Raw genomic sequence first — 15,895 nt, forward strand, 5'->3', positions numbered from 1 at the left:
CCGCAAGGTCGCGATCACGTGCAGGTCATTGTCCTGCGTCGCGATCTTTGCGGTGGGGTGCCTTCCGCTTCGCGCAGTTCCCCGCGCCCCTGACGGTGCTCTCCCCGGTTTCACACCCTCCCCCGTGAAATGTGACGGGCATCACGCCGAACCGAGAACCCGGGCGCAAGCCCTCGCGTCTGGCAGGTGTGAGAGCACGCAGGAGAGCACTGGACGAGCTGGACGAGGAACGTCTGCTCCGCCTGGTCGCCAAGGGCGACCGCGCGGCGTTCGACGAGCTGTACCGGCGCACCGCCCCGTGGCTGGCGGTGCGTCTGCGCCGCCGCTGCGCGGACGAGCAGATCGTCGCCGAGGTGATGCAGGAGACCTTCCTGGCGGTGTGGCGCGCGGCCGGCGCGTTCGCCGGCAGCGTGGTGGGCGGCAGTGCCGTCGGCTGGCTGTGGACGATCGCCGCCCGCCGTCTGGTCGACGCCTTCCGCCGCCGGGCGCACCACGCCGAGCCGCCGGCCGCCGCCGCCCACCTGGCCGCCGCCCCGGCGGCCGAGGAGGAGGCGCTGGCCGCGTCGGTCGGCGGGGACGTGGGGGACGCGTTGCGCCGTCTGGCCCCCGAGCTGCGCGCGGTGCTGCAGGCCACCGTCCTGGACGGGCTCTCGGTGCGGGAGGCCGCCGTCCTGCTCAGACTGCCCGAGGGCACGGTCAAGACCCGTGCGCGCCGGGCCCGGATCGCGATGCGGAAGGAGCTGGCATGAGCGCGGACCACGCCTCGGCCGGGCTGATCGACGAGTACGCGCGCGGCGGCGACGGCCTGCCCGCGGACACCGTCTGGGCGTTGGAGGCGCACCTGGAGGGCTGCGCGCCCTGCCGGGGGCTGCTGGCGGCGGCCGTGCCCGCCGCGGCGCCCGGCGTCGCGGCGCTGGTCGGCTCCGTGCACGCCGCGCTGGGGCCGCAGTTGGGCACGGCCCGCCCGGTGCCGGTGCGGCGGCGGGCCCGGTGGCTGCCGGCCTGGGCCGTGCCGGCCGTGACGCCCTGGCTGCTGACCGCCGTCGCGGTGGTGCTGCTGGCGCTGACGCTGGACTCCGCCGGGCCGCCGGACCTGCTCGGCCGGGTGTCTCCGCTGCTGCTGGTGGCACCCGTGCTGCCGCTGTGCGCGGCCGCCGCGGCCTGGGCGCCGGGCCTCGACCCGGCGTACGAACTGACCGCCGCCGCTCCGCGCTCCGGCCTTCCGCTGCTGCTGCGGCGCACCGTCGCCGCGCTGGCCGTGGTGCTGCCGGTGCTGCTGGCGGCGGGCGGGCTGACCGGCGCGATGTCGGCCGCGCAGTGGCTGCTGCCGTCGCTGGCGTTCACCACCACCGCGCTCGCCCTGGGCAGCGTCGTCGGCGTCGGCCGGGCCGCCGCCGCGCTGGTCGCCGTCTGGGCCGCCGCCGTCGCGGCTCCCGTCTGGGCCACCGGCCGACTGCCGTTCGTGCTGCGGCCCGAGCAGTCGCCCGGCTGGGCGCTGCTGCTCGTCCTCGGCGCGGCCACCGTGCTCGCCCGTCGGCGCGCCTACTCCGCACCCCGTACCTGACCCACCCCTTTCCACCCACCCCTTTCCGGAAGGAACCACCTCCATGCCACGCGCCGTCAGCGCGGCCTCCGTCGCGCCCAAAACCCATGCCTGGGAGATCCGCGCCGAGGGCCTGCTCGTCCGGGCCGGACGCAAGAAAATGGCCGTCAACGGCCTCGACCTCGCCCTGGGGACCGGCGCCCACGGGCTGCTCGGCCCGAACGGGGCCGGCAAGACCACCCTGATCCGGGCGCTGGCCACCGTGCTGCGCCCGGCCGGCGGCGAGCTGGAACTGCTCGGCACCGCCGCCGACCGCGCCGACCTGCGGGCGCTGCGCCGCCGGATCGGCTACCTGCCACAGGACTTCGGCTACTACCGGCGCTTCACCGTCCGCGAGTTCGTCGAGTACATGGCCTGGTTGAAGGAGGTCCCGAAGGCCGAGATCCCCGGCGCCGTCCAGCGGGCGGTGGAACGGGTCGGCCTCGCGGACCGCGCCGACCACCGGATGAAGACGCTGTCCGGCGGCATGGTGCGGCGGGCCGGCATCGCCCAGGCCATCGTCAACGACCCCGACCTGCTGCTGCTGGACGAGCCGACCGCCGGACTGGACCCGGCGCAGCGGCTGCGCTTCCGCGAGCTGCTGCAGGAACTCGGCCGGGACACCTGCGTGGTGGTCTCCACCCACCTGGTCGAGGACGTCGCCGCCGCCTGCTCCGACGTGGTGCTGTTCGCGGACGGCCGCCTGGTCTTCCAGGGCACCCCGGACGACCTGGCCGCCGCCGGCGGGCCCGAACACCCGGGCGACAGCCCGCTGGAGCGCGGCTACTCGGCGCTGCTCCGCCACACCGAGCAGCCCGGGGGCATCTGGTGAACACACGTGTGCTGCGGACCGAGCTGCGACGCTCGGCCGCACCCTGGGCCGGGCTCCTGGTGCTCGGCGGCTCGCTGGCGATCCTGTTCGCGATCGACGGCATCTGGTGGCGCGGCACGGCCGGCTGGACGGCGCAGTGGACGCCGATGGCGATGTGGACGCGCTGGCTGCTGGCCTTCTGGTGGCCGCTGTCGGTCGGCGCCGGCGCGCTGTACGGCCTGCGCGACGCCCGTTCGGGGACGGCGGAGCTGTTCGGCACCGTGCCGAAGCCGGCCTGGCGGCGCGCCGCGCTGCCCGCCGGGGCGATGGCCGGGGTGCTGATGGCCGGGTTCGGCCTGGTGGTGGTGGCGGGCGGCGTGCAGGTGGCGCTCGGCGACACCCGGTACTGGCCGCTGGGCTGGGTGCCGATCTCGCTGGTGGCGGTGCTCGCCCTGGCGGCGGCCGCGGTGTTCGGCATGGGCGTGGCGCGGGCCGTGCCGTCGGTGCTGACACCGCCCGCGCTGGTGGTGCTCTCGCTGATGACGGTGTCCATGCTGCTGCGGTTCACCACCGACGGCGCGGTGCCCGGCGCCCCTTTCGCACCGAACCGGCTCGCCCTGCTCTCCCCGGTGACGGTCGATCCGCGGGAGTCGCTGCTCACCCTGTCCGGCTCCGTCCACCTCGGCCAGACGCTGTGGCTGCTGGGCCTGGCCGCGACCGGATTCGCGCTGCTGGTCGCCGCGACCCGCCGGGCCCGGCTGCTGGCCCTCGTCCCGGTGCTGGTGGGCGCGGCCCTGGCGCTGGCGGTGCTGCCCGGCGACGCCCGCCGCACGTACGTGGTGGACGCGGCGGCGGCCCGGCCGGTCTGCGACGGACCGGTGTGCGTGACGACGGCGAACCGGCACCGGCTGCCCGAACTGTCGGCGCGCGGCGCGGAGGCGCTGCACATTCTGCACGAGGTACTGGGCGACCGGGCGCCGCAGGCGATCCGCGAGGACGCCGAGCCGCGCGCCCTCGGCGAGGTGCGGCGGATCGACGCCGGAACGGTCCTGGTGGACTTCGACGAACGGGAGTTCGCCCACGCGAGCGGCCGGGACCTCACCCGCGCCCTGGTCGCGCAGGGCCTCGTCCCGACCTGCTACGCCCGCACCGACCGGGAGGGCGGGATGGTCGAGGACGCCGCCACGCAGAGCGTCGCCGCGAGCTGGGCACTCGGCGAGAGCGCCCTGGTCCCGGTGGAGACCCCGGGCACCAGCATGTACGACCGGCAGGGCTGGGAGGACGCCCGGGCCGCCTGGACGGCGTTCGCCGCCACTCCCCCGGCCGAGCAGCGGGCCCGGATCGCCGCGCTGCACGACGCCGCGCTGTCCTGCTCGGTGGACCACCGTGCGACTGTCCTGACCGGACCGGAGGCTCGATGAACTGGCTTGTGCTGTATGCCCGTTCGCGTCAGGTGCCGCTCTCGGCGGCGGTGGTGGCGACCGTCGCGCTGAGTGTGTGGGCGCTGGTGGACGGTGCCCCGGACGGCTCTGACGACCTGGGGACCACCGCCTTCGTGCTGGCCGCGAACGTGCTGGCCGCGATCGTCGGCCTCGGCGGGCAGGACGCGGTGCTCGACCGCACCGCCGCGATCCGCTGGGCGCCGCGCCGGGCCGCGCACGTCCTGCTGATCGGCGCCGCCGCCGGAGCGGTCCTGCTGGCCGTCCAGGCCGCGGGGCCCCACCTGGCCGGTGCCTCGGTGGTGGTCCGTGACAGCGCGGGCCTGGCGGGCCTGGCCGCGCTCGGCGCCGCCTGTTGGGGCACCACGTACGGGTGGACGCTGCCGACCGGCTGGCTCGCCTTCACGCTGCTGGTCCCGCCGATCGGCGGGACGCCGGGCCGCGTGGCGATGTGGCTGAACCAGCCCGCCGGCACCACGGCGTCCACCGCGACGGCGTCGGCCCTGTTCCTGGTCGGCACCACGCTCTACGCCTTCGCCGGGCCGCGACGATAGCCCTGCGGGCGCGAACCCGGGAGGGCGCGAAGACAGGGGCGCGTGGGGGTACCTCCCGGCCCGCCAGGGCTGGGGGAGAACTGCGCGACAAGCGCACACCACGTCCGCAAGGGCGCGATCACGTGCAGGTCATTGTCCTGCGTCGCGATCTTGCGGACGTGGTGCGTTCCCCTCCGCGCAGTTCCCCGCGCCCCTGTTGGTGCTCTCCCCGGCCCTCAGGGGCGGAGCGCAGCGACCAGCGCCAGCAGCACGAAGCCGATGACCACGGCGAGGCTGAGCTGGAACGCCCCCGGGTAGTCGGCGGGGGTGTGCAGGTGCCCGAAGAACGTGGCTCCGACGGTGGCGATGCCCGCGGCGGAGCCGATCCGTTGGGCGGTCTGCAGGACGCCGCCGGCGCTGCCCGCCCGGGCGACGGGCACTTCGTTGAGGGTGAGGGCCTGGTTCGGGGAGACGACCAGGCCGCTGCCGAGTCCGGCGATCAGCAGGGGCAGGGCGGTGGCCCAGCCGACGAAGGGGCCGTTGAAGAGGTGGACGGCGAGCGCGGCGAGGGCCAGGCCCACGGCGACGGTGGCGAGGCCGAACGCGATCAGCCGGCGGCCGTGCCGGGTGACGATCCGTCCGCCGATGGTGGAGGCGACCGCGGAGGCGAGCGCGAACGGGGTGATGGCGAGGCCCGCGTAGAGCGCGCTGTAGCCGCGGCCGGACTGCAGGTACAGCGTGAAGACGAAGAACACGGCCGTGAACCCGGCGAAGTACAGCAGCGACACCAGCGAGCCGGCGGTGAACGAGCGGGTGCGGAACAGCTCGGGGTGGACCAGCGGTTCGCGGCGGCGCGCGTACCGCCGCTCCCACCAGACGAAGACGGCGAGCACGAGCAGCGATCCGGCCATCAGCAGCCACTTGCGGGCGTCGTGCCACTGCGCCTGGACGAGCGGGAGCAGCAGCAGGACGGTGCCGACGCCGAGCAGCAGCACCCCGACGGGGTCGAAGTCGCGGCGGGCGCAGGTGTCGGGGGTGGGGGCGGGCAGCAGGCGGCGGGCGAAGGGCAGGGCGACCAGGCCGATCGGCAGGTTGACGTAGAAGACCCAGCGCCAGCCCTCCTCGGCGCCGAACGCGGCGATCAGCAGGCCGCCGAGGAGCGGTCCGACGGCGGTGGAGAAGCCGATGGTGGTGCCGAGCAACCCGAACGCGCGGGCGCGTTCGCCGCCCCGGAAGAGTTGCTGGATGAAGCCGGAGACCTGCGGGACGAGCAGGCCGCCGGACAGGCCCTGGAGCAGTCGGGCGATGACCAGCCAGTCCTCGTTCTGGGCGGCGCCGGCCAGCGCGCTGGTGGCGGTGAACAGGGCGAGGCCGGTGAGGAAGACGGGCCGGCGGCCGACCGCGTCGCCGAGCCGCCCGGCGGGGACGAGGACCAGGCCGAATGCCAGCGAGTAGCCGGAGAGCACCCATTGGAGGCCTGCTTCCGACATGTCCAGGCCGGCGCGCACGGACGGCAGTGCGACGTTGACGATCGACACGTCCAGCAGCGTCATGAAGCCGGCGACCAGGCAGACCGCGAGGGCCCGCCAGCGGCGTACCTCGGTGGTGGTGTCGCCGGCTGTGGTGGGCTGGGCCATCCGCGGTGTCCTTCCGTCCGGCGTCCCAGTCTGGGCGGCGCGGACGGCGGCGGGCGTGCGGCGCGCCGGGGTTGACGGCCGGTCGGCCGGTCGGCCGACTGCGGGTCAGGAGTCGGCGGGCAGGTCGAGGACGAGTTGCTGGGCGTCGGCGAAGGCCGGCGGGGCGGCGCCGAGGTCGGCGAGGGTGGTGATGACGACGGCGTCGACGCCTTCCAGCCAGTTGCTGGTCTTGGACTGGACGACGACGCTCTGGCTGTGTTCGGCGCCGTCGCAGGCCACCAGGGTGGGCGAGGTGCGGGTGGAGCCGAAGGCGACGGTGGCGGGGTCGTCGGGGTCGGTCTGTTCGACGGAGGTGTTGAGCGAGCGCGGGCCGTCGGCGGGGGCGCAGGTGTAGTCGAGTTCGACCCGGACGCGGCTGGGGACCTTCGGGTCGATGGTGATCCCGGTGATCTCGATGGCGGTGGCCGCGTCGGAGGCGCCGGGTTCCTCGTCGGCGACGGCGGCGGGTGCGAGGGCCAGGCCCAGGGCGAGGGCGGCGAGGGCGGCGGGGAGGCGGAACTGCACGACGGGGCCTTCCGGACGGAGGAGGGGGTTGCTCCGACTGTCCGTCAGCCCCGCCGGACGGGCGAGCGGTGTCCGCCGGGCGGGTGTCAGCCCTGCCGGTAGGGCAGTTCGATCTCGGCCCAGACGACCTTGCCGTGCTTGGTCGGGCGGGTGCCCCAGCGGTGGGCGAGTTCGCTGACCAGGTGGATGCCGCGGCCGCCCTCGTCCTCCTCGGCGGAGGTGCGCAGCCGGGGCGGCTGGCCGCCGGCGTCGGAGACCTCCAGGGTGAGGGTGCGGTCGCGGAACAGGCGCAGCCGGCGGGGGGCGTCGGCGTGCAGCAGGGCGTTGGTGACGAGTTCGCTGACCACGAGTTCGGCGTAGTCGGTGAGGCCGGACAGGCCCCAGCTCTCCAGGGTGGCGCGGGTGAAGCGGCGGGCGCGGGCGGGCAGCGGGCCCTCGGTGGGCAGGACCAGGGTGGCGATGCGGTCGGCGGGCAGGGGCAGCGCCCGGGCCATGATCATCGCGATGTCGTCCTCGGTGCCGTCGGTGACCAGGGTGGAGAGTGCGGCGTCGCAGCTCTCCTCCAGGGTGCGGCCGGGGGTGGCGAGGGTGCGGGCGAGCAGGTCGATGCCCTCGTCGATGTCGCGGCCGCGGCGTTCGACCAGGCCGTCGGTGTAGAGCGCGAAGGTGGAGCCGGCGGGCAGCGTGAACTCGGTCGATTCGAACGCGCCGCCGCCGATGCCGAGCGGGACGCCGGGCGGCAGGTGCATGATCTGGGCGGTGCCGTCGGGTTCCACCCGTACGGGTGGCAGGTGGCCGGCGGAGGCGATCACGACGCTGCGGTCGACGGGGTCGTAGACGGCGCACACGCAGGTGGCGAACTGGCCGTCGCCGATCGCCGAGGCGGTCTCGTCGAGTCGGCCGAGGACCTGTTCGGGCGACAGGTCGAGGGTGGCCAAGGTGCGGGCGACGGTGCGGAGTTGGCCCATGGTGGCGGCGGCGCGGATGCCGTGGCCCATCACGTCGCCGACCACCAGGGCGACGCGTCCGCAGGACAGCGGGACGACGTCGAACCAGTCGCCGCCGACCTCGCTGACCACGCTGGAGGGCAGGTAGCGGTGGGCGATCTCCAGGCCGAGGGTGCGGTGGATCTCCTGCGGCAGCAGGCTGCGCTGCAGGGTGAGGGCGGTTTCACGTTCGCGCCGGTAGAGGCGGGCGTTGTCGATGGCGAGGGCGGTGCGGGCGACGAGTTCCTCGGCGAGCGAGACGTCGGCGGCGCCGAACGGCTCGGGGTTGCGGGTGCGGATGAACTCGGCGCCGCCGAGCACCATGCCGCGGGCGATCACCGGCACCAGCAGGTAGGAGTGGATGCCGGCGGCGACGCCGGGGGCGACCCGGTCCTCGCTGGGGACGATGCCGCGCAGCACCTCCTCGTCGACCTGCGGCTTGAACATCGTGCGGCCGCTGCGCAGGCACTTGGTGTACGTGCGCTCGGGGCCGTACTCGACGGTGCCGCCGACCTGGTCGGCGGCGCCGGTCAGGCTGGTGCCGTAGGCCTCGCCGACGGCCAGTGCGCGGACCTGGACGGTTCTGCCGGGCTGGATGGGGGCGGGTTCCTCGCCGCGTACCACGGGTTCGAGCAGGTCGAGGGTGGCGAAGTCGGCGAACCGGGGGACGACCGCCTCGACCAGTTCCTCGGCGGTGCGCTGGAGGTCGAGGGTGGTGCCGATCCGGGCGCCGGCGGCGGCCAGCAGGGCGAGGCGTTCCTGGGCCCGGGCGGCGCGGGCCTCGGCCTGGAAGCGCTCGGTGACGTCGATGATCGAGGAGGCGACGCCGAGCACCCGTCCGGTGGAGTCCTCCAGCCGGAAGTAGGACGCGGACCAGGCCCGGTCGCGGCGCGGGTCGGCGGGGACGCGGCCGTGCGAGCGGGCGTCTATGACGGGCTTTCCGGTGGCCAGCACCTGCCGCATGACGGCTTCGACCTCGGCGGCGTTGATGCCGGGCAGCACGGCGGTGATCCGCCGACCGCGGTGCTGTTCGACGGTGAGGCCGTTGATCCGGGCGAGTGCCCCGTTGAGGCGGACGAAGCGCAGGTCGGTGTCGTAGACGGCGAGGCCGATCGGCGACTGGTTGAAGAAGCCGTCGAAGACCGCGAGGTCGGACTCCACCTCGTGCAGGGCGTGCACGTCGGAGGCGGTGGCCAGCAGCAGGGTGGAGCCGTCCGGCCCGGCGATCGGGTAGGTGTGGAACTCCAGTTCGACGGTGGAGCCGTCGCGGCGGCGGACCGGGTGGGTACCGGACCAGCCGCGGCCGGCGAGCAGTTTCGCGAACAGTTTCTCGCCGTCGTCGACCCCGTCGTCGGCGAGCAGCAGCCGGGCGGGGTGGGCGCCGAGGGCCTGCTGGGCGGTCCAGCCGGTGAGCGCCTCGGCCTCCTCGCTCCAGTGCAGGATGCGGCCGTCGTCCTGGACCAGCGCGGTGGCCAGCGGGACCAGGCGGTGCCCGGCCAGACGCGCGGAGGCGTCGCCCGCCGCGTCGCGACCGGGCTTCTGTTCGAATCCGTGCGTGCTCAGTTGGACACCTGCCCGGTACCTTCCCCGGTTCCGCCGGTCGTTCCGGCTTCCACCAGACTGCATGGCCTGTCGCACCCCTGCGACTGGTGGTCGTACGGGCGATGTGACCGAAGGTCGAAGTCTCCTCGATCCGGGCCTTTCGCGGCAAGGGGAAGGCGGTGATCTGCCGGTTTCGCCGCCGGTCAGGGCCGTGACCGGCCACAACGGCGGCCCGGCCGGGGCTCAGCCGGCCAGCGCGGCGTCCAGCAGGCGCGACCACTGGCGGACGATGCCGGCCCGGCGCGGGCCGTCGTCGGTGAGCAGGTTCGCCAGGCCGAGGCCGCGGGCGAGGTCGAGCGTCGCCTGGACGGTCTCCCGGACGCCGGTGGCGCTCTCGTCGGCGCCCAGGCACTCGACGGCGGCCCGGTGCGCCTCGCGGCCGACGTGGTTCTCCAGGCTGACGATCCGTTCGCGCAGCGGCTGCTCGGTGGCGGCGGCCACCCACAGGTGCAGGGCGGCCCGGAACAGCGGGCCGGTGTAGAGGCGGACGATCATCTCCACCACCGCCTCGGTGCGTTCCGGCCCGGGCGGCGGCAGCTCCCGCATGTGCGCGAGGACGGCGGCCAGCCGCTCGGCGGCAACGTGTTCGACGGCGGCGGTGAACAGGTCCTCGCGGGTGCGGAAGTGGTGCTGGGCGGCGCCGCGGGTGACGCCGGCCCGTTCGGCGACCACGGCGACGGTGGAGCCGTTCCAGCCGACGTCGGCCAGGCACTCCACCGCCGCCTCCAGCAGCCGGCGGCGGGTGGCGCGGCTGCGGTCCTGCTGGGGGGTGCGGGCGGCGGGGGTGCTGGTCGTCATCGGCGGCTCCTGCTCGGCTGGTTCTCGGCGTGTCCCGATCCTCGCAGACCGTCAGCCGCGCGCGGCGCGGTCCCGCAGTTCGCGGCGGAGGATCTTGCCGGTGGCGGACTTCGGCACGGCGTCCAGGAACTCCACCTCGCGCACCTTCTTGTACGGGGCGACCCGGCGGGCCACGTACTCGATGACCTCCTGCTCGGCGATCTCGCAGCCGAACGCGGGCACCACGTACGCCTTGGGGCGTTCGGTGCCCTCGGCGTCGGTGACGCCGATGACCGCGGCGTCGGCGATGGCGGGGTGGGTGAGCAGCAGGGCCTCCAGTTCGGCGGGCGCGACCTGGTAGCCCTTGTACTTGATGAGTTCCTTGACCCGGTCGACGACGTACAGGTAGCCGTCCTCGTCGACGTGGCCGACGTCGCCGGTGTGCAGCCAGCCGTCGGCGTCGACGGTGGCGGCGGTGTCGGAGTCCCGGCCGAAGTAGCCCTTCATCACCTGCGGGCCGCGGAACAGCAGTTCGCCGTCCTCGTCGGGGCCGAGGTCGCGGCGCGGCTCGTCGAAGGACAGCACCCGCAGTTCGGTGCCGGGCAGCAGGCGGCCGACGGTGCCGACGGGCGGGTGGGGGTCGTGCGGCGGGACGACGTGGGTGGCCGGGGAGAGTTCGGTCATGCCGTAGGCCTGGAGCAGGTGCGGCAGGCCGAGCCGGCGGGCGCAGGCGGCGGCGAGTTCGGCGTCCAGCGGGGCGGCGGAGCTGAGCACGTAGCGCACGGAGGACAGGTCGTAGCGGTCCACCAGCGGGTGCTTGGCGAGGGCGAGGGCGATCGGCGGGGCCACGAACACGGCCTCGATGCGGTGCTCCTGGATGGCCGTCAGGAACTGCTCCAGGTCGAAGCGGGGCAGCACGACGACGGTGCAGCGGGCCCGCAGCGGGCGGTTCAGCAGCGCGGTCAGGCCGTAGATGTGGAAGAACGGGAGGACGGCGAGGATGCGTTCGCCCGGGGCGGTCTTCAGCATCGCGTCGAGCTGGGCGAGGTTGGTGGAGACCGAGCGGTGGGTGAGCATCACGCCCTTGGGCAGGCCGGTGGTGCCGCTGGAGTACGGCAGCACGGCGAGGTCGGCGGCCGGGTCGAACTCCGGGGTCGGCTCGGGGGCGTCGGTGGCGGCCAGGTCGGCGAGCGAGCGGTGGCCGTCGGCGCTGTCGCAGACGAAGATCTCGGCGACGGGGTGGCTCGCGGCCGCTTCGAGGGCGACGGGCAGGAACGCGGCGACGGTGATGATCCAGCGGGCGCCGCAGTCGCGCAGCTGGCCGGCGAGGTCGGCGGCGGTGGCGAGCGAGCCGACCGGGGTGACGGTCGCGCCGGTGCGGGTGGCGCCGTAGAACGCCAGCGGGTAGGCCACGGTGTTCGGGCTGAACAGCGCCACCACCTCGCCCTTGCCGACGCCCGCCGCGGCCAGCCCGGCGGCGATCCGGCGGCTGCCCGTGTCGAGTTCGCGGTAGCTGACGGTCCGCCCGGTCAGTGCGTCGACCAGGGCGGGCCGTTCGGCGTGCTCGCCGGTGGCGCAGTCGCCGAGGACGGCGTCGTGGATGGGCAGGTCGAGCGGGGCGACGGTCGGGTAGTCGCTGTGGAACACCATGCGGGCCTCCGGGGCGGGCTCGGCGGTCGGGGTGGCGGCGCGGTCCTGTTCGGTGGTGCCGGTGGTGCGGGCGTGCGTCTCGGTGGTGCGGGCTCCTGCCTGCTGTTGGCCAAGGCTGCCGGGGCGGGGAGGGGCGCGGGCAGGGCGCGTGGCGTGATCAGGGGGTCGCGCGGTGGTACTGGCGGTCGATCAGGTCGAGCAGGCGGGCGTGGGTGTCGGCGTCGGCGGCGGCCAGCAGGCCGCCCCCGCCGCTGTGCAGGGGCTTGCCGCGCAGGTCGGTGACGGTGCAGCCGGCCGCTTCGCACAGGGCGAGGCCGGCGGCGAAGTGGACGCTGTCGGCGAGGTGTCCGTCGGTGATGTAGGCGGCGCGGCGGCCGGCGGCGACCCAGGCGACGGCCAGGGTGCTGGAGACCACCCGGGGGCGGAACGCGGCTTCGAAGTCGGGGTCGGTGAGCAGGTGCGCGGCGCGGAACGCGGCGGCGTTCGGGTAGGGCGGGTCGAGGTTGAGGTCGACGAGCGCGGACTGTGCGGACGGGACCAGCGGGGTGTCCTGCCCGTCGTGGCGCAGGTGGGCGCGCTCGCCGTCGGTCCAGTACGTCTCGCCGGTGTACGGGTCGGCGGTGGCGGCGGCGACCGTCCGGCCGTGCTCGCGCAGGGCCACGTTGACGGCCACCAGGTGGGTGCCGACGGCGTAGTTGAGGGTGCCGCAGAGCGGGTCGATCAGCCACCGCCGGTCGGCGTCGGCCGCGCCGGTGCGGCCGCTCTCCTCGCCGGTGAACGCGTCGCCGGGGCGGGCGGCGCGCAGCAGGTCGAGGACGGCGGCCTCGGCGGCCAGGTCGGCGGCGGTGGCGAAGTCGCCGCCGCCCTTGTGGTGCTTCTCGGCGGTGGCCCAGGCGTGGGCCCGGACGGCCTCGGCGCCGGCCTCGGCGGCGCGGCGGGCGAGACCGGCGTCGGTGTGCTCGTCGGACTTGTGCATGATCGTCATGGCGGGAGCGTAACCGCCCGTCCCGGCGCGGGACGCCGATCCCTCGAATTGCTTCGCGCACCGGCGCACGGGGGTTCCTGACGGTCCGTCAGTACGAACGGGGCAGGCCCAGGGTGTGCTGGGCGACGTAGTTGAGGATCATTTCGCGGCTGACCGGGGCGACCCGGCCGACCCGGGTGGCGGTGATCAGGGCGGCGAGGCCGTACTCCTGGGTGAGGCCGTTGCCGCCGAGGGTCTGGACGGCCTGGTCGACGGCGCGGCAGGAGGCTTCGCCGGCGGCGTACTTGGCCATGTTGGCGGCCTCGCCGGCGGCCAGGTCGTCGCCCGCGTCGTAGAGGTGGGCGGCCTTCTGGGTCATCAGGCGGGCGAGTTCGACCTCGATGGCGCACTGGGCGAGCGGGTGGGCGATGCCCTGGTGGGCGCCGATCGGCTTGTCCCAGACGGTGCGGGTGCGGGCGTAGGCGACGGCGGTGTCGAGGGCGTAGCGGGCGATGCCGAGGGTGAAGGCGGCGGTCATGATCCGCTCGGGGTTGAGTCCGGCGAACAGTTGCAGCAGCCCGGCGTCCTCGTCGCCGACCAGGGCGTCGGCGGGCAGCCGCACGTCGTCCAGGAAGACCTGGAACTGCCGTTCGGGGGCGGTGAGTTCCATCGGTATGGGGCGGTACTCGAAGCCGGGGGTGTCGCGCGGGACGACGAACAGGGCGGGCTTGAGCCTGCCGGTGCGGGCGTCTTCGGTGCGGCCGACGAACAGCACGGCGTCGGCGTGGTCGATGCCGGAGACGAAGACCTTGCGGCCGCTGAGCAGCCAGTCCTGGCCGTCGCGGCGGGCGACGGTGGAGATGCGGTGCGAGTTGGAGCCGGCGTCGGGCTCGGTGATGCCGAACGCCATCACCTTGCTGCCGTCGGCGAGGCCGGGCAGCCAGCGCCGCTTCTGTTCCTCGGTGCCGAACCGGGCGATCACGGTGCCACAGATCGCGGGCGAGACGATCAGCATCAGCAGCGGGCAGCCGGCCGCGCCCAACTCCTCCAGGACGACGGCGAGTTCGCTGATGCCCGCGCCCCCGCCGCCGTGTTCGGCGGGCAGGTTGACGCCGAGGTAGCCCAACTTGGCGGCCTCGGACCAGAGTTCTTCGACGGGCTGGTTCTCGCGGGCCTTGCGCTGGAAGTACTCGCGGCCGTAGCGGCGGCCGAGCGCGGCGACGGCTTCGCGCAGCGCGCGGCGGTCCTCGGACTCGATCAGCGGGGAGGCGGGCAAGGCGGTGGTGCGCGGTGCGGACATCGGCGGGTCCTTCCGGGCGAGGGTGGCCGGTGTGCGGGATCGCCCAACCGGCTTGGTGCGCAAGGGTTTCGAAGGCAGTCTCAGGTGACGGTGACCACCGCGAGCACGGCGCCGGTCTCGACCTGCTGGCCGACGGCGACAGGGAGTTCGGCGAGCGTGCCGTCGGCCGGGGCGGTGACCTGGTGTTCCATCTTCATCGCCTCCAGCCAGAGCAGCGGCTGCCCGGCGGTGACGGTCCGGCCGGGTTCGGCGGCGATCCGGACGACCGTGCCGGGCATCGGGGCGAGCAGCGTTCCGGGGGCCAACTGAGCTGCGGCGTCCGGGAATCGGTCGAGGACGGTCAGCGTGTGGTGCTCGGTCGGGCTGTCCACGAAGACCTGGTCGCCGTGCCGGGCGATCCGGTAGCGGCAGCGCAGCGGGCCGACCGCGAGGTCGACGGATTCCGCTGTACTGCCGAGGAGTTGGACGTCGGGGTGGTCCTCGGCGCGCAGGCCGTCGCGGGTGAGGCGGTAGCGGACGTCCAATTCGGCGCCGTCGGTGGTGCGGTAGCGCTTGTGCTGCGGCTGGGAGGGCAGGTTGCGCCAGCCGGACGGGGCGGTGGCGCCGGGGCGGGCGGCGGCGTCGGCGAGGGCGGCGGCGAGGGCCGCGAGCTGGGCGGATTTGGCGTCCTGGCCGAGGAGTTGGTCGGCGTGCTCGGCGAGGAAGGCGGTGTGCACGGCGCCGTCCAGGAAGGCGGGGTGGCGCAGGGCGCGGACCAGCAGGTCGCGGTTGGTGGCGGGTCCGTGCAGGCGGGTGCGGGCGAGGGCGTCGGCGAGGCGGCGGGCGGCGGCGCGGCGGGTGGGGGCCCAGGCGATCACCTTGGCGAGCATCGCGTCGTAGTGGACGGTGATCCGGTCGGCGTGCGCGTCGCCGGCGCCCGATCCGATGCCGGCGTCCAGGCGCAGGCCGGCGGGCGCCGGGAGGGTGTCGAACTCGACGTCCACGCCGGGGACTTCGAGCAGGTGGACGGTACCGGTGGCGGGCTGCCAGTCGCGGGCGGGGTCCTCGGCGTACAGGCGCGCCTCGATCGCGCAGCCCCGCGCGGGCGGCGCGGTGGCGGGGAGCTTCTCGCCCTCGGCGACGGCGAGTTGGAGGGCGACCAGGTCGAGGCCGGTGACGGCTTCGGTGACGGGGTGTTCGACCTGGAGGCGGGTGTTCATCTCCAGGAACGCGAGTCGCCCGTCGGGGGCGAGCAGGAACTCGGCGGTGCCCGCGCCGCGGTAGCCGATGGCACGGGCGGCGGCGGTGGCGGCGGCGTGCAGGCGGGTACGCAGTGCGGGGTCGAGGCCCGGCGCGGGGGCCTCCTCGATCACCTTCTGGTGCCGGCGTTGCAGCGAGCAGTCGCGGTCGCCGACGGCCCACACGGTGCCGTGCGCGTCGGCCAGCAGTTGGACCTCCAGGTGACGGCCGGCGGGCAGGTAGGGCTCGCAGAACACCTCGTCGTCGCCGAACGCGGCGGCCGCCTCGGCCCGGGCCGCGGCCAGCGCGTCGGGCAGTTCGGCGAGGGTGCGCACCACCCGCATGCCGCGTCCGCCGCCGCCGGCCGCGGCCTTGACCAGCAGCGGCAGGTCGGCCTCGGCGGGTTCGGGGCCGACGGTGAGGACCGGCACGCCGGCGGCGGCCATCAGGCGTTTGGCGGCGGTCTTGGAGCCCATGGCGGCGATCGCGGCGGGCGGCGGGCCGACCCAGAGCAGTCCGGCGTCCTGCACGGTGCGGGCGAAGGCGGCGTTCTCGGAGAGGAAGCCGTAGCCGGGGTGGACGGCGTCGGCGCCCGCGTCGAGGGCGGCCCGGATCAGCAGGTCGGCGCGCAGGTAGGTGTCGGCGGGCGCGGCGCCGGGCAGCCGGACGGCGGTGTCGGCCTCCTGGACGTGCCGGGCGTCGGCGTCCGGGTCGGCGTACACGGCGACGGTGGCGATGCCGAGGGTGCGGCAGGTGCGGAAGATCCGGCGGGCGATCTCGCCGCGGTTGGCCACCAACAGTGAGGTGATCATCCGTCAATTCCCCTTCGTCA

The 15,895-nt window shown here is 74.9% G+C and carries 13 protein-coding genes; 5 read left to right on the forward strand and 8 right to left on the reverse strand.

What is annotated here, in order from left to right:
• Positions 1 to 188 precede the first annotated feature (188 nt).
• Genes ACFV4P_RS12735 through ACFV4P_RS12755 form a run of 5 tightly spaced genes read left to right on the forward strand, consistent with a single transcriptional unit; the run spans position 189 to position 4,386 of the window.
• A complete protein-coding gene (locus ACFV4P_RS12735; protein WP_073815765.1) occupies positions 189 to 749 on the forward strand; it encodes an RNA polymerase sigma factor in 561 nt (186 codons plus the stop codon).
• Positions 746 to 1,564, forward strand: coding sequence for a zf-HC2 domain-containing protein (locus ACFV4P_RS12740; protein ID WP_380470270.1), 819 nt, complete (start codon positions 746 to 748; stop codon positions 1,562 to 1,564). The genes ACFV4P_RS12735 and ACFV4P_RS12740 overlap by 4 nt, the downstream gene beginning before the upstream one ends.
• A 43-nt stretch (positions 1,565 to 1,607) precedes the next feature.
• The gene (locus ACFV4P_RS12745; RefSeq protein WP_380470272.1) at positions 1,608 to 2,414 is read left to right on the forward strand and encodes an ABC transporter ATP-binding protein; all 807 of its coding nucleotides are present in this window, start codon (positions 1,608 to 1,610) and stop codon (positions 2,412 to 2,414) included.
• Positions 2,411 to 3,814 (forward strand): hypothetical protein, encoded by a 1,404-nt coding sequence (locus tag ACFV4P_RS12750; RefSeq protein WP_380470274.1) that lies wholly within the window; start codon positions 2,411 to 2,413, stop codon positions 3,812 to 3,814. Before ACFV4P_RS12745 ends, ACFV4P_RS12750 begins: the two co-directional genes overlap by 4 nt.
• On the forward strand, positions 3,811 to 4,386 hold the full coding sequence (locus ACFV4P_RS12755) for a hypothetical protein (protein ID WP_380470277.1): 576 nt from the start codon (positions 3,811 to 3,813) through the stop codon (positions 4,384 to 4,386). Before ACFV4P_RS12750 ends, ACFV4P_RS12755 begins: the two co-directional genes overlap by 4 nt.
• Before the next feature lie 215 nt (positions 4,387 to 4,601).
• On the opposite strand, the gene ACFV4P_RS12760 is transcribed toward ACFV4P_RS12755, so the two are convergent.
• The 8 genes from ACFV4P_RS12760 to ACFV4P_RS12795 form a co-directional block, all read right to left on the reverse strand.
• On the reverse strand, positions 4,602 to 6,002 hold the full coding sequence (locus tag ACFV4P_RS12760; protein WP_380470279.1) for an MFS transporter: 1,401 nt from the start codon (positions 6,000 to 6,002) through the stop codon (positions 4,602 to 4,604).
• 105 nt (positions 6,003 to 6,107) lie between these two features.
• Positions 6,108 to 6,566, reverse strand: a complete 459-nt coding sequence (locus tag ACFV4P_RS12765; RefSeq protein WP_380470282.1) for a hypothetical protein — start codon at positions 6,564 to 6,566, stop codon at positions 6,108 to 6,110.
• Positions 6,567 to 6,652: 86 nt separating this feature from the next.
• The gene (locus tag ACFV4P_RS12770; protein ID WP_380470284.1) at positions 6,653 to 9,178 is read right to left on the reverse strand and encodes a SpoIIE family protein phosphatase; all 2,526 of its coding nucleotides are present in this window, start codon (positions 9,176 to 9,178) and stop codon (positions 6,653 to 6,655) included.
• Between the two features lie 159 nt (positions 9,179 to 9,337).
• Positions 9,338 to 9,952: a TetR/AcrR family transcriptional regulator gene (locus ACFV4P_RS12775; protein WP_073815752.1), complete on the reverse strand. Its 615-nt coding sequence runs from the start codon at positions 9,950 to 9,952 to the stop codon at positions 9,338 to 9,340.
• A 51-nt stretch (positions 9,953 to 10,003) separates the two neighbouring features.
• Positions 10,004 to 11,581 (reverse strand): AMP-binding protein, encoded by a 1,578-nt coding sequence (locus ACFV4P_RS12780; protein ID WP_380470286.1) that lies wholly within the window; start codon positions 11,579 to 11,581, stop codon positions 10,004 to 10,006.
• A 157-nt stretch (positions 11,582 to 11,738) separates the two neighbouring features.
• Positions 11,739 to 12,557, reverse strand: coding sequence for an inositol monophosphatase family protein (locus ACFV4P_RS12785; RefSeq protein ID WP_380470754.1), 819 nt, complete (start codon positions 12,555 to 12,557; stop codon positions 11,739 to 11,741).
• Between the two features lie 97 nt (positions 12,558 to 12,654).
• Complete coding sequence (locus ACFV4P_RS12790) at positions 12,655 to 13,845, reverse strand: acyl-CoA dehydrogenase family protein (RefSeq protein ID WP_380470288.1); 1,191 nt, start codon at positions 13,843 to 13,845, stop codon at positions 12,655 to 12,657.
• An 80-nt stretch (positions 13,846 to 13,925) separates the two neighbouring features.
• Positions 13,926 to 15,875 (reverse strand): acetyl/propionyl/methylcrotonyl-CoA carboxylase subunit alpha, encoded by a 1,950-nt coding sequence (locus ACFV4P_RS12795; RefSeq protein ID WP_380470290.1) that lies wholly within the window; start codon positions 15,873 to 15,875, stop codon positions 13,926 to 13,928.
• Between the last annotated feature and the right edge of the window lie 20 nt (positions 15,876 to 15,895).

The organism is Kitasatospora sp. NPDC059795, assembly GCF_042732175.1.
Classification (GTDB): Bacteria; Actinomycetota; Actinomycetes; order Streptomycetales; family Streptomycetaceae; genus Kitasatospora.